The organism is Cupriavidus sp. 8B (assembly GCF_054589115.1).
The window spans coordinates 45044-67641 of the sequence record NZ_BAAILO010000245.1 but is presented as its reverse complement, the minus strand read 5'-3'; the positions used below and the strand labels follow the sequence as shown (position 1 = coordinate 67641).

The following is a 22598-nucleotide window of genomic DNA, read 5'->3' as shown; positions in this document are numbered from 1 at the left end:
TCACCCTCGACTACGAAGTCGGTCGCGCTCTGCTCGGTCTCCGGCATCTCCTGCGCGACCTGGCCCATCTTCCATGCAGCGGGAATCGAGAACTCGCCGCCGTCTTCGTGCAGCGTGCCGTTGAGAAGGCTGAAGAAGGACGACTTGCCGGCGCCATTGCGGCCGACAAGACCAATCTTTTCACCGGGGTTGAAGGTGACGGACGCGCGGTCGAGTACGACATTGACGCCACGACGCAGCGTAACATTACGGACGGAAATCATAGGGGGCCACTTCGGAGAGGATTGGCATGATAGCCGATCGGACGTGCAGGGCTGTCGCTTTTCTGGCACGCGTGAAGACCCGCTTGCGCTTTGCGGCGCCCACCGGCCACAAAGCAAGGCGGCCCCCGGGCGCACGGGGTGTTCCGGCTGCGGGGCCCGCGAACATAGCGGTGAATGACGGCTCCTGGCCGGCCGCGGCCGTCCGAGCTAGGGTCGCCGACTGGCGGCTTTGGCAAGATGCAGACTCGACTCTCGCGTAGCTCACCCCTCGGAGCCAGTGCATACATATCTTGGATATAAGTTTGTACAGACAGCGCGACCGTGCCAGAGCCACGCGCTATGTTCCTTCGAGGTGGTGTGCCGACGGAGTCGACAGAGGTTCATTGCCGTGACCGACCAAAGTCAGGCTAATGCTGACACCGAGCACGTGATAAAATTCGCATGTGAACTAAATGGCATCCTTTATCCGTCACAGACATGGAGCATCGCCTCGTCTATCTATTGAATGTCGGCCAGCGTCGACTGCATCGGTGGTCACAAGCGCGCACGGCTACGGGTGGCGCGACAGCGGCCCAGGCTGGGCTGCTTTTCTTTCTGGGCAGGAACGACGGCGCGCTGATGAGCGAGGCTGCCGCAGCGCTGGATCTGGGCGCACCCGGGATGAGCGGTCTGGCTGACCGGACCGAAAGGGCGGGCCTTATCGAGCGCCGGCCGGACGAGACCGATCGCCGTGCATCGCGCCTATGGCTGACGCAGGCAGGACGCTCGGCTCGCTTGCGCTCCAAGGCTGGTATGAAGGAATTGAATGCCAGGCTGACCGAAGGTTTCACCGCGGCCGAGATTAACGTGGTAGCGCGGTGGCTGACCAGCCTGCAGACGAAGTTTCCGGCCGCCGACGAGGGCGAGGTGTAACCTGGGCAGCGGCCGGACAGCGAGACACTCGACTTACTGCAGGGCGACCTTGGTGAAGTCCGGTTTGCGCTTCTCGGCGAAGGCCGAGAATGCTTCCTTGGCTTCGGCACTGGCCAGCCGCTCCTCGAACCTGGCGCTTTCGCTGTTCATCTGCGAAACCAGTTTCTCCGCGTCGCGCATGAGCTTTTTCATTGCGCTAAGCGAGCCAGCGGGCCTGGCGGCAATCTTTTCGGCCATCAGGCGCGCGTCCGCCCGCAGTTGGTCATTAGCGCAAACTTTGTTCGCGATGCCCCATGCCACGGCGGTTTGCGCGTCAAGCGGCTCGCCCAGCGCGAACATCTCGAAGGCCCTGACGTGCCCGATGCGCAGGGGAAGCAGGTAACTCGAAGCCGCCTCGGGAACAAGGGCAAGGTTCACGAAGGGCGTGATCAGTTGAGCGTCCTGCGCGAGCACGACGTAATCGCAATGCAGCAGCATGGTGGTGCCGACGCCGACGGCCTTGCCGTTGACCGCGGCGACAATCGGTACGGTCGAGTTGGCAAGGGCGCGCAGAAAGCGGTGCACGTGGCGTTCGCTGGGGCCATTTCCCGCCGCTATCGCTGCGAATTCGCCCACATCATTGCCCGCCGTAAAAATGTCCCCGTCCCCCTGCAGCAGCAATACCCGGATATTGCGGTCCTGCTGTGCCTGCTCGATAGTGTCGGCAAGTGCACCGTACATCTCGTTCGTCAAGGCATTCTTCTTGTCCGCCCGGGCAAGCGTAATGGTCAAAACGCCGCTGGTAACGTCAACGCGAATTTCCGAGGTCATGGTCGGTCTCCAGATGGGTTGCGTGATGCCGTGCAGGCATCCAGTGTTAGTTCGTATGCGAAGTATATACGATAATTCGTATGCGAAGTAAACCACTGGGCCGAGTCAGTGCGTCGAGAGCGTCCTGCATGAGAAGGCGGCCTGATACACCTTCGGCGTCACGCCGGTCTGCTGCTTGAACACGCGTGTTAAGTGTGACTGGTCCGAAAAGCCGGTCAGCGCGCTTACCTCCGCGATGGGCCTGCCGCCGCGCAGCAAGGGCATCGCGCTGCGTACGCGCTCCTGCTGCTGAAAGGCATGCGGACTCAGGCCCGCTTCGCGTACAAAGGCGCGCAGCAGCACGAAGGGTGTCACACCGAATTCGCACGCAAGCGTAGACAGGGTCAGGCGTACGTGCAGGTCGTCGCGCAGACGGGCCTTGACCGCGCGCACCAGCGCACGCTCGCTGTGCACTACGGGCAGGTCGACGGACCGGCCCGCGTGTCGGGCATACAGGCCGATGATTGCACTGGCAAGCACTTCACTGCGCTTGAAGCGATCATCGTCCATCTCGGAACACCAGTTCACCCCGTAGAGTTGTTGCGACAGCTCTGCGTCGACGATGAACGGACTCGGTATGTCGAATCGCTCGCGTCGGGGAATGCCAAGCCTCTCGCAGTAGGCGGCGAGGGCCGCGGGCTGCACATGTTCCACGCGCATCTTCCATTGCCCATCGCCGGCGGCCAGGCCGGCATGCACCACGTCGGCTTCGATGACGATCACGTCGCCGCGGCGGCACAAGCGCCGCTGGTGCTGAACCTCGACCGCCAGCACTCCGCCCGTGATCACCGCAAGGCAATGCGTGTCGTGCGCGTGCGGCGGATACCGGTGGCCGACGAACTGGCCCTTGAGCATGACGGCGTCCATGACGTCTGGCGCATGCCAGAGCTTGATCGACTTGGTAGGCGCAGTGGTGTTCATGATGAGGCGGCCCGTGAAAGCGGCTGGAAAATGTCATCATATTCCTCAAGCTTTGGCATCGGTATGCGCGGCTGCTCGTCGAGCCGCTCGATGAAGTCGCCCCAACGCGTGAGCGTGTCCACTCGCTGAGCGTGCGAGCAGTAAGGAATATGCCAGGCGAAGAACGGCTCAAGCACTTCATAGCCGACATATCCCAAGGTGCCTTGCAGGAGATGACGCAGCATGGCGCCTGCCAGCTCTCCATGTATGCCTTGCGGACCGAACATGTGCTCCCGGCCCCCCAAGCTTATGCCGACAACCGCACGCTTGCCGACCATGCCCCCGCGCCCGTACATACGCTTGCCGCCGTACAGTGCGCCGGACAGGAAGCAGCGGTCGATCCACCCCTTGATGAGCGCGGGCACCGAGAACCAGTAGAGTGGAAACACCAATATCAACGTGTCGCTGGCCAACAGCGCGTCGACCTCTCGCTGAATGTCGGGCGCAAGGGCGTTGTGCTCAAGCGCGTGGCGCTGCTCCTTCGCGTAGACAAGGTAGTCGCTGTTGGCGCGTTCGGTGAAATCGCTGCCGCGCACCACAGGATCGAAGTTGAGCGCGTACAGGTCCGAGAAGCTCACATCGTCGCCGCGCACCTCCAGCAGGCGTCGGGCTTCGTGGGCCATTGCCGTGCAGAAGGAGCGCGGCTCCGGGTGGGCATGAACGACGTGAACTTTATGCATGAGGGATAGACCGGCAGGTGACAGCAGGAATGAAAGCGTTCAGATAGGAAAGCTCGCCCTCTATCGCTTTGCTGGCTGGCAAGGTAGCACCCTCCAGCAACAGGCGCCGCATAGCCTGTAGCGCGGTCGGCGGCTTGGCAGATAGGCGAGTGGCGTATTCGTTGGCAACTGCGCGCACGTCAGTGTCCGGCACCACGCACGAAACAAAGCCCTGCCGCAATGCCTCTGCGGCCGTTATCGGGCGGCCGCTCATCAGCCAGTCGCGTGCAATCAGGTCGCCCACCCGGCGCGCAAGCAATGCTGTGGCCCCGGCCTCGGGGACAATGCCGAGATCCGCAAACGGGAAGCAGAACATGGCCCCCTCGCCGGCGACCACGTAGTCGGCGTGGAGCAGCATCGTTGCGCCGAACCCGACCGCCGCGCCGTTGACCGCGGCCACGAGTGGCTTGGGCTGTTCCGCGAAGGCCTCGATGCAGCGTGTAACGGCGCCGTCGGCAGCCTGCGGCCACAGGGTGCCGAACTCGGCCGTGTCGTGGCCCGAGCAGAAACAACTGCTGGTTCCGTGCAGCAAGACGCAATGAACGCGGACGTCAGCCTGCGCCAGGCGCAAGGTGTTCGCTAGCGCTTCGAACAGAACGCTGTTAAGCGCGTTGCGCTTGGCCGGACGGTCAATACCCACGGACCAGACCTGGCCGCTGAGTTCCGATGTGATGTTAGCTTCCATCATGCGAACAGCGCGAAGCCGCCGACCAGTTTGCCAACCTTCTTCCTGGGTCCCACCAGGCCGACCGCCAGGTACTGGAGCGACTCGCCCGGCAGCGCGCGCACCGCGCCTAAGAAGGCATCGTAGTCGGTCGTGGCCTGTCCTTGCACTGGAAAGTCAACCACGTCACAGTGCGCCAGTGACTTCTGGCGCAGCGCCACCAACTGCTCAGCTGCGGCTTTAAGGACCGGGATGCCAATGGGAATGAGACCGGGATGCGCGGTGCCGTCCTGTTCCCGCAGAGGGTCTCCCACGAGATGGCTGTGACGTTGACCCAACGTGAATGCCACCACGGCGGCGGCATTCGAGGCTTTGCCGGGCGCCAGCGCTTCATCCACGACGATGATGCAGCGCACTGGCTCCCGCGGAGCCGCTGCGTCGTTAGAGGTGTTTGCTTCGTCTTGCAGTAACAATGCATCTCTCCAGAAATTCAAGCCATGGAGACAATGCTAGGTAGGTTCGGGCCAAAAATATTGGACGATTTTGCAGCGCGGTAACGGACGTTCGCAAAGCGTGCACGAGCGTCTCAGACCGGCCGGAACCGGCCGGTCAGCCATCCCCCCAGATCTGGACAGGAGAAAACGTGCGGAGACGCTCCATCAATTTGAGGAGAGGTTTCGGCCCAGCCGTGCCGCCTCTATCGCGGCGATGTCGATCTTCTTCATGGTCATCATCGCGTCGAATGCGCGCTTGGCCGCCGCGCGATCGGGGTCGGATATCGCCGCGGTGAGGGCGCGCGGGGTGATCTGCCATGACAATCCCCACCGGTCCTTGCACCAGCCGCATGCGCTTTCCTGGCCGCCATTGCCGACGATGGCATTCCACAAGCGGTCGGTTTCGGCCTGGTCGTCCGTCGCGATTTGAAAAGAGAAGGCCTCGTTGTGCTTGTAATGCGGGCCGCCGTTCAGCCCGAGGCAGGGGATGCCGACGACGGTGAACTCAACCGTCAGGACATCGCCCTGCTTGCCGGCGGGATAGTCGCCCGGTGCGCGGAGGACGGCGCCGACAGCGCTGTCGGGAAATGTTTCGGCATAGAAGTTTGCGGCGTCAACGGCGCCGCCTTCGTACCACAAACAGATCGTGTTCTTACTGGTCATTTCGTGTCTCCTGGAAAGTTGAGCACAGGGTATCCGCCACCGTCAAAACAACGCCAATCGCCCACATCGCGGGAGCTTGGTCTGTCGAATGAGACCGATGCCGTTGTAGAGACTCCGATGTCTCACACTCTCGCGGGTCGAAAGGCCTCATTCATCCACGCTGCCCGGGTGTATGCCTCGAGGCTACTCCAGGGGCGGTTCGTTTCGTATGACCAGTTCCATGAACCCTGAACTTAGGTCGTACTCCCGGGAGAAACGATGTTCGGGGAGTAGCGCCAGCAATATCTCCGCGGTTGTACGGACCGTGCAACCGCGTGCCACATGACCACCGAACACTCGACCGCGCGGGTCGGCAACCGACATGTGCAGGTGCGCTCCATCAGATGATATGGACCCGGCGAGCGTCAGTATTTCCAGATTGTCACGCAGCTCGGTAGGATCCTCGTCCCCGGCAAATCGCAACTGGGCAACGCTGAGGCTCCCGATGCCCTGGATTACGAAGGCCGCACGCAATTTGAGCTGACGCAGCACGTCTTCGAGTGCGACACGCAGATCGTCGCCGGGAGAGAGGCGCAGAGGATGTGCTTGCATCGCGCGGTTCCAGGTTGGGGGTTCCGTGACAGGTTAAGGCGAATTGAGGTCGATCGCAATTGAGCGCCAGCTCTCGCCAGAACAGCCGTCGTACGGGCGACAGTGATCTTGTGAAGGACCAGCTTCTTCACCTGGATCAAGTGACCCTGAAAGCAATTTCTACGAAAGACCTGGTGGAGACAGAATCACTTATGGAAGCCGCACACCGGTCCCATCAGCTCGTGGACGAGCTGATGATGTCGGACCTTTTGGTCATTGCTTGCCCCCATGTGGAATTTCGGAATCCCGTCGTCTTTAAAGGCGTAGATTGACCATGTGGTACGCGCTGGCAAAACCTTCAGCTACGCCGGTGCCGGGGTAGAGGCTGGGATTTCGTCGAGCCGTATCCGCGCGCGGGGCAGTGATGGCCGATGAAGAGACGATCGGCAACGCAGTGGCGAAGGCCCGATGAGGGCCGACAAGCGGTCATCCAAGTCGAGACTGGCGATCGTCCCCTCATCGGCGATAGTGTCGAAAAACTCAATCTGACTGGTGCTCCGACCGGGACGGTGGAAGCCCGGCCTCTTGGAACGGCCTGTATTGAACGATCGTCGATCGGTTGAGGGTCGCCCTCCCCCCCCCCAACAAAAAATCTGCACAAAGTCCGTCCCCGACGCGTTTTTCAACACTATCTGACCATAGCGGCCGGTCACTATCCAGCAAGTGAAGAAGATCGCGGGCGATCAGCGCCATCCTCTCAGAACTGGATCGAGGCCCGGCCAAGGCCTTCGAATTCCGCTGTCACAAGGTCGCCAGCCGACGCGTTCAGAATGCCGACCCAGGTACCCGTGGTGACGACGGTGCCGGCTTCCACGCTTCGGCCCGCGCGCGTGGCGTGGCGCAGCCAGGCCACCAGTCCATAGGCCGGATCGCCCAGGGCATGGGTGCCACAGCGCTCGATCGACTCCATGCCAATCTGCACCCGGCAACGCTGTGCCGCCCAGTCTCGCGCTTCATAGTCACGCCACTCGCCAATCACAAGCGCCCCGTGGGCCTGTAGGTCAGCCAGCTTCAGTAGCGCAGGTGCGGCGACGTACTGCTGCCAGCGTGAGTCGACGACTTCAATGGAGACCGCCATCGCGTCGATCAGCGCGGCCGCGCCCGGGCCATCGAGGGCGGCCGCCTGCGCTGCGTCCACCCCGCGCCCGAGTCGCAGTGCGATCTCGGCCTCAATGCCGCGCCACGTGAAGGGCCAGTCGCCGGCATGCGCGGGGCTGGCCCACACCCCGGCGGGCGGGAGTTCGGCGTGTGTCAGTTGCGCCTCGCGTGAAGGCCCCCCGGATTTCCAGTACCCGGCGCCTATCTTTTGCCAGCCAAGCGAGCGAGCCACGACCGACTGCACGGCGTAGGCCTGCTCCGGATTGTCAAGTGCGGTGGCGAAGCGCTCCGCGTCGGCACAACGGTGCTCGCGCCGTGCGCAAAGCAAGGCCTGTGCGACCGTATCGATGTTGGTTGATGTCATGCTTCAGGCAATTCCTTGAATGAAGGATCAAAATGACTCCGTGACTCGCTCGCGGCAAGCGCACGCAGCAGGCTGCGGCACGCTGCCGGCACCGGACCGATCACGGGAATGGCAAAACGCATGCTCAAGGCCTGGGCCGCCTGGCCCAGCGGGCCACCTCCTATCACCACCGCTTGTGCTCCGTCAGCTTCCACGCAGGCCTGGACCGCGTCTGCCAGCGCGGCTTCCAGCGCCGCCGGGTCAAGACCAAGCATGCGAGGGTCGCCGCGGGTGACACGCACACCGGTGAAGCTAGCATCGAGTCCGTAGCGCCGCACATTGGCTTCAATCGAGGACGCCAGGAACGGCGTCGTCGTGGCAATACCGAAGCGACGCCCATGCTGCGCCGCTTCTCGCATGGCGGCTTCGCCGATACCCACCACCGGCACGGCTAGCCTGCGCCGAAGCGCGTCCGCGCCGGGATCGCCAAAAGCGGCGACGATGACAGCGCGCACGCCTGCGCGCTCCGGACCGGCGCCGGGCAGATCCATGGCGCCGACCGCGTCCGCGGCGGCGCGCAGATCTGCCTCGTCGACGATCATCGGCACACCGCGTGCCATCGTCACGCCGCGGATCTCCAGATCGTGGGCAAGAGCGGCACGCGCGATGTCAACCATCATCTGCGTGGTCGACTGCGACGTATTCGGATTGATCAGCAGGATGTGGTTCATCGCGATGCGCCGATCAGGAGCCGCTTGCGCTGGCAGCACTAGCACCGACCGCGAGATCGGCTTCGTCGTCGGCGGCTGTCTCGCCCATGGCGCGGCCGAAGGTTTCCGGCGCAAACTGGACACTCAGAGCGAAAACAGCGTACATCGCTGCCAGCATGCTGAACATGCCGCCGACGCCATAGGTTTCGAACACGCGACCACTGATCAGCGGTGTCAGTGCCCCGGCCAGCGTGCCGAGCGCCAGGATCAGGGAAGTGCCGAACGCGCGAACGTGGGTGGGATATTGCTCCGGCGCGAAGATCCAGATCGAGGTGTTGAGCAACACGACGCAGAACGTGAAGGCTGCGCCGAAGAGCAGTACCAGGGCCACGTTATACGTCAGGAAACCGAAGCACAGTCCGGCCGTGCAGGCCAGCCCGGCGCCTACCGTCAGCACGCGCTTGCGCGGGATGTGATAGCCGCAGTACGAAGCCGCGAGCGCGCCGAACAGGCTGCCGCTCTGCATCACCATGGTAAAGAGCAAGCTCTTGGAAATGGTGTAGCCCTGTGACATCAGAATCGTCGGCATCAGCGTCAGTACGGAAATCTGCGCCCCGTATGTCATGGAAACCGCAATCCCGAGCGCGATCGTGCGCCGTCCCAGACGGCCTTTGAATACGTCGCTCAGCCGTACCTTGACGTGCGGCGCCTCATCCTGCGTCGATGCCTTGATGTACGGCGTCGGCTCACCTGCGAGCTTGCCCAACCGGCCCGACGCCAGGATCGACAGCACGCGGTTGGCCTCGTCTACCCGTCCCTTGGATAACAGGAACCGCGGTGTCTCCGGAATAAAACGTCGATAGAACACGACAAAGAACGCGGGAACCACCAGGCAGGCGAACAGCCAGCGCCAATTGTCCGGTCCCGGGAACATGGCGAACACGGCCAGGCCAAAGGCGGGCGCCAGCATATTGCCAAGACCACCGCTGCCCACGCTAACCATGCCAACTGCCGTACCCCGGAAGCGGGTCGAGCACAACTCGGCCAGCATCGTCACAGCAATGGAGATCTCCCCGCCCAGGCCGATGCCAACGATAAAGCGGCCCGCGGCCAGCACCGCATAGTTCGGCGCCAGCGCGCAGATGATGGCGCCCAGCGTGAACAGCAGCAGGTTTGCGCTCAACATCGTACGCCGGCCGTAGCGATCTGCGATATAGCCCGAGCCGATGCGTCCGAGCGCGGCGGCACTGAATGTCAGTGTGTTTAGAAAGCCGATCTGCGCCACCGAGATGCCCCATTGCTCCCGCAACATGGGGCCAACCAGGCCGACCGCATTCTGCTCGAAGACATCGAACATCACACCCAGCATGATCATGAAGATGATCTTCTTGTGCGAAGCCGTCACGCCGATGCCATCCATTGCCCGGTCGAGCTCGTGCTGCTGTGGGGAACTCGATGATTGAACTACCACTTCTGCGCCCATCTTTGTCTCCTCCTCGTTTGAGGTCGTCACGGTGTATCCGCAAACTTCTCGCCGCCTGGATCGGCTGGCGTTTGTAGAGCAGCAATGAAGATTCGTTCCGCTCCTGGCCTATTCGAGCGCCGGTGCCGCGTGCGGCGTCCGGCGCGCGTGCAGGGCCTGCTCGGCCGCATAGGCCAGCCGTATCAGCACGGGTTCTGAAAACGGACGGCCGAAGAACTCCAGCCCAACCGGCACGCCCTGCGGCGCATTGCGGTCCGCGGCGGAAAACCCCGCTGGAATCACGATCGCCGGAAAGCCGGTGGCAGATGCAAGCACGCCGTTACGTTCGGCTTGCGGCTCGCCGATCGGCGCCACCAGGCGGCGCTGATGCGGAAAGGCCAGTGCATCGATCCGATGCGCTTGCATCAGATCCAGTAGCCGCTGGCGCAACGCCTCCTGGCGTTGCAGGCGCTCGCGGTGTTCGGCCTCCTTGTCCGCCAGCGCCACGGCCATGGTCAGCGTTCCAGCCACGCTTGGGTGCACGTCTCCCGATGCGATGATGTCTTTCAGCGACCGCACCTTCACGTCCGGGGCGAGCCGGGCCAGGTACGCATCGAGATCGTGCTCCATCTCGTAGTGATGCACGAGCGTTGACGCCAGGAGTTCCTCGGGGCTGATGGCGTCGTCCACCGCGACCAACTCCGCGCCCTGCGCTTCGATGACGGCCAGTGCTTGCTGCATGACGGCGTTGACGGGCCGATGCTCGGGCCCATCGCCGAAGAAATGGCGCAGTACGCCGATGCGCGCGCCCTTGAGCCCATCGGGGTCGAGAAAGGCCGTATAGCTCGCGGGGATGTGGGAGGCGCCTTGGCTCGAGATAGGATCGGCCGGGTCATGCCCGGCAATTACGTCGAGCAGTACAGCGGTATCCGCAACGGTCCGTGTGATCGGCCCGATGGTGTCCTGCGTGAGGCCGCAGGGAACGAGCCCCGTTCGGCTGACCAGGCCCACGGTGGGACGCAGGCCGACGAGATTGTTAGCCGAGGCCGGCGACCTGATCGAGTTGACCCCGTCGGTTCCGATCCCAAGCAAACCGAAGTTGGCTGCGATGCCAGCGCCGGTGCCCCCGCTGGACCCGCCAGGCGTTCGCGTCAGGTCGTAGGGGTTCAAGGTCTGGCCAAGCTCCGTGCTAACGGTCTCGCCCCCGGAGGCAAGCTCGTGCAGGTTGGTCTTTGCCAGGACGATGGCGCCTGCCCGGCGCAGCCGCTGGACAATAAACGCATCCTGCGCGGCCATATTGCCCCGAAGGCAAGGCGAGCCTGCGGTGGTTTCGATGCCACCGCATTCGATATTGTCCTTGATCAGCACCGGGATGCCATGGAGAGGAGCCAGGGCCCGCGCCGGCTTCCCGGCGGCCTGGGCGTCCATGCGTTCTGCCTCTGCCAGCGCCTGCGGGTTGAGGCGGAGGATGCTGTTGATGCGGGGGCCGCTTTGATCGTAGGCCGAGATCCGGTCCAGGTAGCCGCGCACCAAGTGCCGCGCCGTCAGCCGGCCGTCACGCATCGCGGCATGCGTGGTGGCAACGGTGGCCTCCATCAGGTTGAACGGCGCTTGACTGCCGGGGCCGTTCGTTTTCGATTCGAATGCACTGTTCATGAGAGTCTTCCATGCGCCCGCTACGGGCGCCCGAGGCGTTGGGGGTGCGGGGAAGCGGTGCGGCGCCGGCGCACCGCTTCCCGTTGTTATCGGTTGACCAGCTTGGCAGGCAGGGTCCAGATGGCAAAGGCACCAATGATCAGCATTGCCGCGATCATGTAATAGGCGCTAGTGCCACTCTGCGTCACGTCCCTGAGATAGCCGATCATGTAGCCGCTGGTGAAGCCGGCGAGGTTGCCGATCGAGTTGCTCATGGCGATTGCCGTGGCCGCCGCGGCACCGCTCAGGAAAGCAGTCGGCAGCGACCAGAACAGCGGCGTGCAGGTCAGGATGCCGGCCGCGGCAATCGACAGGAACACCAGCGACAGCGCGGTACTGTGCATGACCCAGGGCAGCGCCAGGAAGCCGATCGCCCCCATCATGCAGGGCACGATCAGGTGCCAGCGCCGTTCGCGGTGCTTGTCGGCGCTCTTTGCGAAGAAGTACATCGTGACAATTGCCGCCACATAGGGGATCGCGCTCAGCAAGCCGATATGGATGGGGTCGGTGACGCCCGTGGACTTGATGAAGGTCGGCAGCCAAAGCGTGATGCCGTACTGGCCGGTGACATAGCAAAAGCAGATCAGGCTGATGAGCCAGACGCGTGGGTCGGTGAAGACGTTGCCGACACGGGCCTGCGGGTCTGCCGACCTGACATCCTCCGCCTTGGCCAGCTCCAGCACGCGTTTCTCCTCGCCGCTGAGCCATTTGGCCTTGGCAATCGAGTTGTCGAGGTAGTAGAAGCAGAAGAGGCCCAGCAGGACTGCGGGAACGGCCTCGATGAAGAACATCCATTGCCATCCGGCCCAGCCTGCGATACCGCCCATGCTGCCCATCAGGAAGCCGGACAACGGATTGCCAATGATGCCGGACAGCGGCGAGCCCATGCAGTAGATGGCCATGATCTTGGCGCGCCGGTGCGCCGGGTACCAGCAGGACAGGTAATACACGATGCCCGGCGTAAAACCGGCTTCGGCCAGGCCGAGCAGGAAGCGTAGCGTGTAGAAGGCGGTAGGCGTCTCCACGAACACGAAACACGCGGAGAGCAGACCCCATGTGACCATGATGCGCCCGATCCATACCTTGGCGCCGAACCGGTGCAGGGCCAGGTTGCTTGGCACTTCGAACAGGAAGTAGCCGATGAAGAAGATGCCGGCGCCCAGGCCGTAAACAGTTTCGCTGAAGCCCAACTGCTGCGACATCTGAAGCTTGGCGAAACCAACGTTGACACGATCGAGATAAGCGATCAGGAAGCACAGCATCAGGAACGGTATGAGCCGCCAGCTTACCTTGCGATAAACCGCGTCCTCGAACGTCCTCACTTTTGTCCCGGCCTGCAGGGTAGTATCCACAGCGTCTCCTTTGTTTTTTCAGGTATGTCTGTGCTGCTGCACTGATCCTGGCCCGATCAGTGCGGTGCGGGAATTAGCGCCACTGCGGCGCAGCCGCGCGGAATTCCTCGCTTCGGATGGGAACTACAGTTGCGTCGGACGGCGTCAGGCAGCAGCTTTGAGCGGCAAGGGCGTGGCATGGGCGGCCAGGTAGTCCATCGCGGCGGATGTCCCGCTTGCCGCGACCGGCACGCCCGAGATCTTCAAGCCCATTTCGCAGCCGGCGAGCGTCGCCACCAGCGTCAGGTCGTTGCAGTCGCCGAGATGGCCGATGCGGAACATGCGGCCTTTCATCTTGCCCAACGCCGCGCCCAGCGACATGTTGAAGCGCTCATAGATATTCCTGCGCACAACGTCCGCATCGATCCCCTCGGGCATCATCACGCCAGTGAGAACCGGGCTGTACACGGCAGGGTCGGCGCACTGGATCTCCAGGCCCCAGGCGCGCACTGCCCGGCGGCATGCCTCGGCCAGCCGCTGATGGCGCGCGAACACATTGTCCAGCCCCTCGTCGAGAATCATGTCTAGTGCTTCGGACAGGCCATAGAGCAGATTTGTGCTGGGTGTATAGGGCCAGTAGCCGGTGCGGTTCATCTCGATGATCTCGTCCCAGCTCCAGAAGCTGCGCGGCAGCCGCGCCGTCCTGGCGGCTTCGATGGCCTTGGGCGACACCGCATTGAAACTGATGCCCGGCGGCAACATGAGTCCTTTCTGCGAACCGGAGACGGTCACATCCACGCCCCATTCGTCGTGCCGGTAATCGGCGGACGCCAGGCCGGAAATCGTGTCGACCAACAGCAGTGCAGGGTGCCGCGCGGCATCGATCGCCTTGCGCACGGCCGCGATGTCCGAGGTAACACCGGTCGAGGTTTCGTTATGGACCACGCAAACCGCCTTGATGGCATGCTCGGTGTCAGCGCGCAGGCGTGCGTCGATCATGTCGGCCTGCACACCGCGGCGCCAGCCCTCGATACCCGGCAAGCCGAGAAACTCGGGCCGGATGCCAAGATTCTCGGCCATCTTCTTCCAGAGCGTGGCGAAGTGACCAGTCTCGAACATCAAGACCGTGTCGCCAGGACTCAGGGTGTTCGTCAATGCGGCTTCCCATGCGCCCGTACCGGAAGCGGGATAGATCACGACCGGTTGCTCCGTCTTGAATACCTGCTTGATCCCGGCCAGCACCTTGAGGCCAAGTGCCCCGAACTCGGGGCCGCGATGGTCGATGGTCGGGTAGCTCATGGCTCGCAGGATGCGATCGGGAACGGGGCTCGGCCCGGGGATCTGAAGGAAGTGGCGGCCCGCGGGGTGGAAGTCGAGTTTCAGCATAGTCTCCTCCTGTTGAGTTTTGAATACAAAATACTGTAGCAGAGGAGCGGCGTGAAGACAGGAGGGTTTTTGGTGAAATTGCGCAGTGTTTACCCCATACAAATGGATCCAGCTAAATTTTGGAACGGTGTTAAGTGTCTGCTAAAATGTTCACAATGATGCTTCTAGAGGTTTGAATGCAAAATTCAATTTCTCCTGGCGCGGATTCTCCCATATCCGTGCTACCCAAGGTTGAACGGCAACGCTTGCACGACACGGTGGTGGATCACCTGCGGACGTTCATCGTCGAGGGCGTCTTGAAAGCGGGTACGAAACTCAACGAACGCGAGTTATGCGAGACGCTGGGCATCTCCCGCACGCCGCTGCGCGAAGCCATGAAGGTGCTGGCGGCGGAAGGGCTGATCGAAAGCACGCCCAACCGGGGCGCGACGGTATCGCGCCTGTCGGAGACGGAGATTCGGGACACATTCGAATTGATGAGCGGCCTGGAAGCGTTATCCGGGGAGCTGGCCTGCGAGCGCATCACGGCCGTCGAGCTGGCGGAGATCAAAGCGCTGCACTACGCGATGCTGGCATGCCGGGCAAAGGATGACTTGCCCGGCTATTACAGCTTCAACCATCAGATTCATGACCGTATCAACGAAGCGGCCAGCAATGTCGCGCTGCGTCAGACCTATCTATCGGTGAATCGGAGGTTGCAGGCCCTGCGCTACCGGTCGAACTATCAGAAGCCGAAATGGGACAGCGCCATCCATGACCACGAGGAAATGCTGACGGCGCTCGAAGCACGCGATGGCAAGCGGCTTGCCGCGATCCTGCGCCAACATCTGCTGGACAAGCGCGACGCCGTGCTACTCATCCAGTCGAGTGAGGCCGGCGACACGTCAGGCACATAGAGCAGCGGGCCGAAGCACCCGCATCCCACTGCGGCTTGAGTAGAGCGAGGCTGTTCAGTTTGGCCAGAGCCAGCGCCCCTGATGGGTTTCGCTAGTCGGTTCCCCGTCGCTCGTGCGCACTCGCTGGTGCTCGGTCATCCTCGGGATTTGCCGCCTACGGTACCTTCCCGCAAGGTGGTTGCGATTGCCGTTTTGCCCACACCAACTGACGCGAGAAACAGCCCGCGCATCCCGACATGGCTATTGTGGGGCGTGATTCTTTTCTTCGTTGGCTTGTTCGTTTGCTCCGCCGTTGCCACCATCTGACGCATGCATGTCCGTTACGGCCGATGAGCCGCCGTTGGCCGGCACGGCGGCGGACGGCTCTTCCTTGCGAACGTCTGGAAAGGCAATGAGTCCAGTCGGTCTGCGCTCAGCTCACGGTATCAGTTCCTTTCCGGTCATTGAGGCAGCCACGCGGCCCTCTCAGGCCTGCCTGAGCAGGCTCACGGACGCCGCCACGGTGGCGGAGCTCGCGGCGAGTTGCGCACAGAGGTCAAGCAGCGACCCCAGCCGCGTCATGCCGTCCGGACCCGGACCCGGACGTGGCCGGGGCACGATGTCGAGGTCGATCACCGGGCGGCCAAGGCTGTCGAGGTCTTCGTCCTGGTGGCCACCCCCGCCGCCGGAAAAGTCGAATCCAGGGATCGGCGCGCCCAGGCTGTCCAGCTCCTCTCCCGTACTTCCGACCGTGCCGCCTGCCTCCACGACGGCCCTAAGTGCATCGAGCCAGCGTCCATAGCGGGCATTCGTATCGCCCAGGCTGTCGATCCCTTCCTCGCCGCGCCACGCACGTCCGACCAGGGCGAGCAGCGTGTCCCGGTCCATCCCCGCCAGGCGGCCGTCCGGATTGCCCTCCTGGCCACCGTCGTCCCCGTCGCCCGCCGGCAGGCCGGTCTGGGCATCCGCATCCGGGTCGGGATGGTCGTCGTCGTCGGGGGGGGCGGAGTCGTTGGCGTTGTCCGCCACATTGCTATTAGCGTTGTCATCGCCGTCGCCGGAGTCACCCGAGTTCTCCGAGCCATCGGCATTGCCGGCGGTGGGGCCGGCCACGATCTTGCCGCCCTTGACGGTCTTCGGCTCGCCGTTCGTGATCTTGCCGTCCTTGTCCACCGAGTCCGTCTGCTCCGTGCCGTCGCCGTTCTTGTCGACGGTACGCGTCTTGATGGTGTAGCTCCCGTCCGCGTGCCTGGCCACTTCAGTCGTGGAGGTGTTTCCATTGACGTCGGTCGAACTAGCGGCGGACCCGGTGTCGCCGTTGGATGACCAGTCCGTCCTGTCCATGGACGACGAACCGTCGGGCTTCTCGTGCCTGCTGATGGTGTATTCCGTGCTTGTGCCGTCGGGATTGGACTCGGTGCCGAACTCCACCGAGCTGTGCCCGTCGTCGTGCTGCCCCATCGGATTGTCCTTGTCGTCGTTGACGTCGATCTTGATCCACGACTTCGCGGGATTGATCCCTTCGTCCGACACGCCCCTGGTGCTGCTTCCCGTTTCGTGGCCGCGCCCCGGAGTCGGCTCGTACGTGCGGACGATGTGGACGTGCGCGCCGTCGCTCTGGGTGTAGTCCTTGACCTCCACCACCGTATCGTCCGCGCCCTTGTAGGTCCGGGACGAGGTGCCTTGCGAGTCGGGCCCGGTCCATTGCATCGTCTGCTGGCCACCGCCTTTCACGCTGGCATCGCCCAGGGCCTTGCCGTCGCTGCGGAAGAAGGCGCCGTGCAGCCGGCCCCGCTTGCGTTGCCAATCGGCCGTCCAGAGTTCCGTGCCATCCGGCGCGGTCGCTACGGCGCGGAAGCTGCCGTTGCTGTGTCGGATATAGCGCGTGGTGCGGCCCGGCCGGACGTCCTCGCGCGTCCATCTGCCCGGTCCCACAGCAGGCGCCGACCAGACCTCGGTGCGGGTGATGCGGGGGCTGTCGAGTCGCCGCTCCCACTCGACATTGCCGCGTGAATCGCCACGCAGCCGGGACCTGCGCATGACCACGCCGCGGGCCTCCATGTGGCGCCGGATAACCGTTTCCTCGAAGCCGTCCGGGCCGATATCGATCGTGTGCAGGGCGCCTCGTCCGTCATGCTCGACGACGCTGGCTGTGCCGTCCGCGCCGGCAGAGGCCAGCGCGTAGGCGCCGGAGGTCCACATCCTGAGTCGAACCATTTTTTGCTCCATGTTCCGCTCCCTCGCCTGCCCGTGACATTTGAATATACTGGCCCGCCAGCCTTATCCCAAGGCTGCGTTCGCCAATCGACGGCTCTGGGACCGACGGTCCCCGTCAGAGAGTGATCGGCCGTCCATCGGCCGTTTCCGTCATTGACGGTTCAAGATCGGCTGACTCAAACTGGCCGGCAAGCGACCGCCGGCCATCAGGTCCTCACGCCTCCGTTTGCTCTGCCATTTCGAGCGCGTCGTCTGCTTCAATGCCCAGATATCTCACCGTGCTTTCAAGTTTGGTGTGTCCCAGGAGATTGTTCCAAGGGATGCGATTTCCGGGAGAGGAGTGCAGTGATTCCATGACGATCTCCTTTGTTACGAAGGGAGCCCAAGTCTGCACTTCTTTTGGCGGTCGCTGACCGACCCCAAAGAGGCGTTGGAGGCAACGCGCTGAACGGCTGAAGCCCGGCCATATCCGACCTCCACCCTTTCCCGGAAAACTGCAGCTTCCCAATGTATCCGCTCTTGACCCAACACGTCCCCTTTGCAAGGCCGGCACGAGATGCATAGACTACGATGGCGCCCGTGCCAGGAGCCATCATGACAACTGCCGTCCCTGCCGCCAATGGAATTAACCGGCTGAAATCGATGTGGCGAAGTGGCCAGGCAACGCTCGGCGCCATCGCGACCATACCTTCGGTTCAGACGATCCAGATCATGGCTCGCGCTGGCCTCGATTGGGTCCTCATCGACATGGAGCACGGCGCAATCGATGCCGGCACTGCGCACGCGATGATTTGCGCGACCTCTGGCACCCCGCTCGTGCCGCTGGTCCGGGTTGCGGCAACGAATGCGTGGCAGGCCAAGGTCCCTCTTGACCTCGGCGCTTTGGGAATCTGCTTTCCGATGACGACGACCCAAGCCGCTGCAGAGGCGGCAGTGCGGGCTGTCCGCTACCCGCCCAAAGGAGATCGCTTCTGGGGCCCGTTCTACGCCCCGCCGCGATGGGGTCTATCCATGCGCGAATATCTGGATTGCGCAGACGAGGAGGTGCTTGCCATTGGCACGATTGAACACGTCAATGCCATCGACAATATTGAAGGCATTGTCGCAACGCCCGGACTTGACCTTGTTTTCATCGGCCCCGGGGACCTTGCCACCAGCATGGGATACCGGGGCCAGACGGATCTGCCAGAGGTGCAAGCGGCAATCGCACAACTTGAGGCCCCAATTCTAAAGAGCCGGGTTTTGCTCGGCGGCGTCGCGCCGACTACCGACTTGGCCAATGCCATGATCGCACGCGGCTACCGCGCGGTCGTCATCGGCATGGACTGGTCCCTGCTCCAAAGGGGGCTAGCATCAGTCGTTGACGGCATAAGTCGGTAGAAGTTCGTCGCAACCAACAAATCCTTCCTAAGCCGCGGGTCATCGCCAATCGCTTCGCGAAGCCGCTGTAATCGGCGTCTCAGCCGTGGGTTATCGAGTGACCGTGACGGCCGAAAAGCGGCCCTTCGTGATGAAGACATCAAAAGGCGGTTCTCTACCCCAGTTGAGACGTTTGACCTAGATCTTCCGAATTGGCGGAGCGCCTCGAAGCCAGGCAAGCCGGCTGCCGTTTCAAACCTGAATTGCCAAGCACACCTGCGTTGTCTTGCTGAGTCCAGCAGACAGCCGACGCTCCACGGCCCGCGCAATCTCCGCAAACCGGCCGCTGACTACACCGCTGGCCGCCTGGTCCACCAGCGCCAGCAGGCGTGGCGCGCGCGGATCGACAGGATGGCCATTCGCGCCGACGGCCGCAAGGAACTTCCGGGCCTATGGATCGAGCAGACTGAGGGCGCTAAGTTCTGGCTCAACTAGCGCGAAGACCGCGTATTGCCAAGAGCAAGTCCTCCGGCACACACAGCCGGCCAATTACTTGCAAACCCACATCTGCTTCCCCCCTCGTTTCCAACAAGGCCCATGCCTGGCGGAGTCGGGGCTTGGCGAGCCGTCGGTATCCATCCTCACCACGCGGGTCGAGAGCGAGGTTACGCCCTTCTTGTCGAAGTCGGCAAACACTGCCCAGCCGGTCACGTTGTCTTCGTCGTCGAAGCCGTCGAAAACGAAATTTCCCAGGGAATAGACGATGGGTTTGCCTTTGTAGACTTCGTAGTCCTGGGCGACGTGGGGATGCCCGCCGATCACGGCGTCGGCCCCCGCGTCAAGCAGCGCCCTGGCCATGCGCCGCTGGCGGTAGTCCGCCTTAGGCTCGTGTTCGACGCCCCAGTGGGGAATCACCACCACAACGTCGGCCCCGTCTGCCTTGGCCTGGGCAATATCCAACGCCGCCTGGTTCTCGTCGAGCCACGCCACGCCGGGCATGCCAGGTGCCGCCGCGAACCATCTCGGTTGAAAGTCCAGGTATCCGAGCAGAGCGATTTTGACGCCGTTGCACTCGAACATCGCCGCACGGTGAGCATCACGCGCGTCTTTACCGCCGCCGAACGTTGTCGCCCCCGCTTTCCGGAGCGCTTCGATGGTCTGGACGAAGTCTTTCCGGCCGAAATCGCCGGCATGGTTGTTGGCCAAACCGGCAGCCACGAAGACCGAGGCGAACCCGGCCAGCGCTGACTGCGCTGTCCTGAAACTATAAGGTTTGTCTCGGTCGGGTGTCCCCGTCGTTCCCGCCGACGACTCGAAATTCGCGACTCTCAGGTCGGCATTCGCGAGCATCCCGCGTACGTGGGCAAAGGGGTCTCCACCATGGGCCGCCAATCGTCCCGTCCCCTCGGACTCCGCGAGCATCACGTCGCCGACGAACGCTACCCTGGCAGTGCCCTCGGCCGCCCATGCATGAGGGGCCGTCAATGCCGCCACAGCGGCAAGCGTTAGCAGGGCCTTCATTGTGCTGCTCCGCATTTGTACCGGAGACTCCGTCCCCCACTAGGCTCCACCACCTCCATGTGCTCCGTGGCGAATGGCGTGAAGGCCTTTTGCGAGGAGATGATGCGATAGTCACCGTCGGCGGCTTTTGCGTAGACCTCTACCAGCAGCCATGGCTTTTTCTTTGGGGGCGCCGCGAGTAGCGCGCGAACTTTGAACCGCCCCATCTCTTGCCACGAACCGCCCAACGCGTCCGGTTCCGCGCGCACGGACATCACGGCCTCTTCGTCGCTCTGCTCCAATGAACAACGGACCTCTGGCGAGGCCATTGCCATCAAGGGAGACATCAAAAAGACACAGAATCCGAAACGCATGCAGAGCTCGAAGGTGGTGTCAGCCATCGGTGAGTCCGCATTGTATTACAGCAATGATGACATTCAGTGATCCTCACGCCCACGCCTGTTACGTGTCAGTCCCTGACATCTTCCGGATGCCGCGGGGACGGCTGGTATAGGCCGCGAACCGCCGTAGCCGAGTCTGGGCGCGAGCGGCAGAGAATCGGCCTATGCGGCCCGACACATCCCACCGATAGCGGCCAACCAGAGAGTGCTCGCGCCTCAGGCCTCGGAATCCTCGGCAGTGGTCGATTCTGATTTCACGTCAACGTCACCGAGGGTGACATTCGCAAGCTCAGCCGTTTCCTTCGTGACTTGCTGGACTGACTCGAAAGCGGTCTGGGCGGCGTGGATGGCCGACTTCACGATGGCCATTGTCGCCTCCGAATCAACCGGGGCAGATTCCGAGACTTTCGCAAAGAAGGCCTGCAACTGCTCTGCGTTGGCGGCCTGGACCGCTTCAATGAACGTTGAGAAATCAAGCTGGGCGGCGCCGGAAATCTCGGAAAGTTGGCGGATGTAGCTCAGGTATTTCTCGTGCGCCGGCTTGATGGTCTCATCCTGGAACGTCAGGATATCCTGAGTAGTCGTTGCAGATAGCGCCTTCAACGTAGCATTGGCGCCGTCAGCGAAATGGTCCTTGCTCGTTTGCAGGTTCAGCGCGGCAAGCCGCTCCAGGCTCTCGAACACCTTAAGCGTTAGCCCATATAGGGTCTCCAGGCTGGCACGCTGCGCGGCGGCGATTTGGTCAGACGTGAGGAACATCTGCGTCTCCTTTGTCGCTTTCGTTTTTGAGCCAGTACTCTAGCTGCGGATGATGACAGCGCGGTGACCAATTGGCTCGAGGTTTACACCATGGGAATCATTCGGACATGGAGTCTGGAGCGGCGAGCGGAGTCTCAGCCTTGCCCAGGCGCTGGATCGAAATTTCACGAGTGGCAAGAAGTGCATTTGACAGATCTGCCAATGCATTGAACGCCACCTCCTCACAGCGTTGGAGACGGCCCACCATCGACCATCAGATATCGCCCAAGCGGGAGTGATCCGACTCAACGATAAGGCCCTGAGGCGGAAGGCACAGATAGGGAACGCGCACGGGCATGAGCTCTCCTGCTCAGGCTTCTGAAGATTGTCGGAGTCTGTGGAAGCGAATAGCGGCTATTTGGGAGCCCACTCTCAGGGAATATTGAGGACCTCTGCAATCTTGTCGACGACCTTCACCGCAAGCTTGTCGTAGCCGTCCGCGGTAGGGTGGATCTCGTTCTCCCAGTCTGCCGTGGCGCCGTCGTCGTCGGTTCCGGCTGGCTCCAGCGTGCCGCGCGTATCGGTTACATGGAAATTCGGGATGCCAGCCTGGAGGATGACGTCGTCGGCGAGTCGGTCGATAAAGTTGTGCGCGAGAGGAATCCAGTGGTCCTCGGGAATGCCATAGGCCCGCAGCGCCGGAAACAGCCATGGCCCCTGGCCCGGTCCCGCGCCGCTGTCGCGTGGCGTAGTCGTAGGTGTGGGTGATGATCGGCGTGTTCTGGTTCTGCGCGCTGATCCGGCGTAGGAACTCCAGGGCCCGGTACTGGTCCAGCATATACCGTGTGAACGCAAGCCAGCCCGGTCGCGAGATAAAAGTATCGATCGCATCGGCGCCATCCCATTCGTCCTCGGTCAGCAGCAGCCTGTCGTTGGGCGGCCGGTGATGGCCGTTGGCATCGGTCGGCGCGGTCTGGACGGCGTCGATGAGGTCGTTGCCGCCGCCGGACAATAGGATGACGCTCCAGGCACGGTCTCGCGGACCGACGAGGAAACTGTAGAACAGGGGATCCTGGCGGCTGTCGAGCATATGCGTCAGCGTGTCGCCAGGATCCGCGCAATCAACGGCGATTGCGCTGCGCGACAGCCGCATGTTCATCAACATGTTCGAACCGCTCAGCGGCCTCAGCGTATTGATGGAGAACCACGAGTCGCCCTGGGCGAGGCATTGCAGGCCGAAGTCGCTGAGGATGGGCGCGCCTTCGCGCGTCATGTCAAAGGACTGCACTGGCCTCAGTCGGTTGGGGCGGTCGGCTGATCGCGGCATCG

The 22598-nt window shown here is 62.8% G+C and carries 22 protein-coding genes and 2 pseudogenes; 3 read left to right on the top strand and 21 right to left on the bottom strand.

Annotation, left to right across the window (positions count from 1 at the left end; genetic code table 11):
- Positions 1-263, bottom strand: a 263-nt coding sequence (locus ACYP5B_RS23780; protein WP_459571311.1) for an ATP-binding cassette domain-containing protein, incomplete at its 3' end; no start/stop codon positions are given.
- 477 nt (positions 264-740) lie between these two features.
- Here ACYP5B_RS23780 and ACYP5B_RS23775 point away from each other — a divergent pair.
- Positions 741-1175, top strand: a complete 435-nt coding sequence (locus ACYP5B_RS23775; protein WP_459571310.1) for a MarR family winged helix-turn-helix transcriptional regulator — start codon at positions 741-743, stop codon at positions 1173-1175.
- A 33-nt stretch (positions 1176-1208) separates the two neighbouring features.
- Here the strand turns inward: ACYP5B_RS23775 and ACYP5B_RS23770 are convergent, their stop codons facing one another.
- The 13 genes from ACYP5B_RS23770 to ACYP5B_RS23710 form a co-directional block, all read right to left on the bottom strand.
- Positions 1209-1985 carry an enoyl-CoA hydratase gene (locus tag ACYP5B_RS23770; protein WP_459571309.1) on the bottom strand — a complete coding sequence of 259 codons (777 nt, stop codon included), beginning with the start codon at positions 1983-1985 and terminating at the stop codon, positions 1209-1211.
- A gap of 105 nt (positions 1986-2090) precedes the next feature.
- Positions 2091-2891: a helix-turn-helix transcriptional regulator gene (locus ACYP5B_RS23765; protein WP_459571308.1), complete on the bottom strand. Its 801-nt coding sequence runs from the start codon at positions 2889-2891 to the stop codon at positions 2091-2093.
- 50 nt (positions 2892-2941) lie between these two features.
- Positions 2942-3664, bottom strand: coding sequence for an NAD(P)H-dependent oxidoreductase (locus tag ACYP5B_RS23760; protein WP_459571307.1), 723 nt, complete (start codon positions 3662-3664; stop codon positions 2942-2944).
- Positions 3657-4388 (bottom strand): enoyl-CoA hydratase/isomerase family protein, encoded by a 732-nt coding sequence (locus tag ACYP5B_RS23755; RefSeq protein WP_459571314.1) that lies wholly within the window; start codon positions 4386-4388, stop codon positions 3657-3659. Before ACYP5B_RS23755 ends, ACYP5B_RS23760 begins: the two co-directional genes overlap by 8 nt.
- A complete protein-coding gene (locus ACYP5B_RS23750) occupies positions 4388-4840 on the bottom strand; it encodes a DUF2000 domain-containing protein (RefSeq protein WP_400097811.1) in 453 nt (150 codons plus the stop codon). Before ACYP5B_RS23750 ends, ACYP5B_RS23755 begins: the two co-directional genes overlap by 1 nt.
- A gap of 186 nt (positions 4841-5026) precedes the next feature.
- On the bottom strand, positions 5027-5524 hold the full coding sequence (locus ACYP5B_RS23745) for a VOC family protein (RefSeq protein WP_459571306.1): 498 nt from the start codon (positions 5522-5524) through the stop codon (positions 5027-5029).
- A gap of 183 nt (positions 5525-5707) precedes the next feature.
- A complete protein-coding gene (locus tag ACYP5B_RS23740) occupies positions 5708-6115 on the bottom strand; it encodes a PPC domain-containing DNA-binding protein (RefSeq protein ID WP_459571305.1) in 408 nt (135 codons plus the stop codon).
- Positions 6116-6851: 736 nt separating this feature from the next.
- Entirely contained in the window at positions 6852-7616 is a 765-nt protein-coding gene (locus tag ACYP5B_RS23735) for a fumarylacetoacetate hydrolase family protein (RefSeq protein WP_459571304.1), read from the bottom strand.
- Complete coding sequence (locus ACYP5B_RS23730) at positions 7613-8326, bottom strand: aspartate/glutamate racemase family protein (protein ID WP_459571303.1); 714 nt, start codon at positions 8324-8326, stop codon at positions 7613-7615. The genes ACYP5B_RS23735 and ACYP5B_RS23730 overlap by 4 nt, the downstream gene beginning before the upstream one ends.
- Positions 8327-8339: 13 nt before the next feature.
- Positions 8340-9788, bottom strand: coding sequence for an MFS transporter (locus ACYP5B_RS23725; RefSeq protein ID WP_400097832.1), 1449 nt, complete (start codon positions 9786-9788; stop codon positions 8340-8342).
- Positions 9789-9896: 108 nt separating this feature from the next.
- Positions 9897-11423 (bottom strand): amidase family protein, encoded by a 1527-nt coding sequence (locus tag ACYP5B_RS23720; RefSeq protein ID WP_459571302.1) that lies wholly within the window; start codon positions 11421-11423, stop codon positions 9897-9899.
- Between the two features lie 86 nt (positions 11424-11509).
- On the bottom strand, positions 11510-12814 hold the full coding sequence (locus ACYP5B_RS23715; protein WP_400097836.1) for an MFS transporter: 1305 nt from the start codon (positions 12812-12814) through the stop codon (positions 11510-11512).
- 144 nt (positions 12815-12958) lie between these two features.
- Positions 12959-14179 carry a pyridoxal-phosphate-dependent aminotransferase family protein gene (locus ACYP5B_RS23710; RefSeq protein WP_459571301.1) on the bottom strand — a complete coding sequence of 407 codons (1221 nt, stop codon included), beginning with the start codon at positions 14177-14179 and terminating at the stop codon, positions 12959-12961.
- Between the two features lie 176 nt (positions 14180-14355).
- Here ACYP5B_RS23710 and ACYP5B_RS23705 point away from each other — a divergent pair, with 176 nt between their 5' ends.
- Positions 14356-15075 (top strand): GntR family transcriptional regulator, encoded by a 720-nt coding sequence (locus tag ACYP5B_RS23705; RefSeq protein ID WP_400097839.1) that lies wholly within the window; start codon positions 14356-14358, stop codon positions 15073-15075.
- 465 nt (positions 15076-15540) lie between these two features.
- On the opposite strand, the gene ACYP5B_RS23700 is transcribed toward ACYP5B_RS23705, so the two are convergent.
- Positions 15541-17271 (bottom strand): hypothetical protein, encoded by a 1731-nt coding sequence (locus ACYP5B_RS23700; protein WP_459571300.1) that lies wholly within the window; start codon positions 17269-17271, stop codon positions 15541-15543.
- 214 nt (positions 17272-17485) lie between these two features.
- Positions 17486-17578: pseudogene (locus ACYP5B_RS23695) on the bottom strand (integrase); the annotation flags it as partial.
- A 287-nt stretch (positions 17579-17865) separates the two neighbouring features.
- Here ACYP5B_RS23695 and ACYP5B_RS23690 point away from each other — a divergent pair.
- Positions 17866-18651 (top strand): HpcH/HpaI aldolase family protein, encoded by a 786-nt coding sequence (locus ACYP5B_RS23690; RefSeq protein WP_459571299.1) that lies wholly within the window; start codon positions 17866-17868, stop codon positions 18649-18651.
- A 264-nt stretch (positions 18652-18915) separates the two neighbouring features.
- On the opposite strand, the pseudogene ACYP5B_RS23685 reads toward ACYP5B_RS23690, so the two are convergent.
- The 5 genes and pseudogenes from ACYP5B_RS23685 to ACYP5B_RS23665 all read right to left on the bottom strand — a co-directional run.
- Positions 18916-19074: pseudogene (locus tag ACYP5B_RS23685) on the bottom strand (citryl-CoA lyase); the annotation flags it as partial.
- A 105-nt stretch (positions 19075-19179) separates the two neighbouring features.
- Positions 19180-20151 (bottom strand): CapA family protein, encoded by a 972-nt coding sequence (locus ACYP5B_RS23680; protein ID WP_459571298.1) that lies wholly within the window; start codon positions 20149-20151, stop codon positions 19180-19182.
- Complete coding sequence (locus ACYP5B_RS23675) at positions 20148-20531, bottom strand: hypothetical protein (RefSeq protein WP_459571297.1); 384 nt, start codon at positions 20529-20531, stop codon at positions 20148-20150. The genes ACYP5B_RS23680 and ACYP5B_RS23675 overlap by 4 nt, the downstream gene beginning before the upstream one ends.
- A gap of 216 nt (positions 20532-20747) precedes the next feature.
- A complete protein-coding gene (locus ACYP5B_RS23670; RefSeq protein WP_459571295.1) occupies positions 20748-21290 on the bottom strand; it encodes a phasin family protein in 543 nt (180 codons plus the stop codon).
- A 349-nt stretch (positions 21291-21639) separates the two neighbouring features.
- Positions 21640-22598, bottom strand: a 959-nt coding sequence (locus tag ACYP5B_RS23665; RefSeq protein ID WP_459571294.1) for a hypothetical protein, incomplete at its 5' end; no start/stop codon positions are given.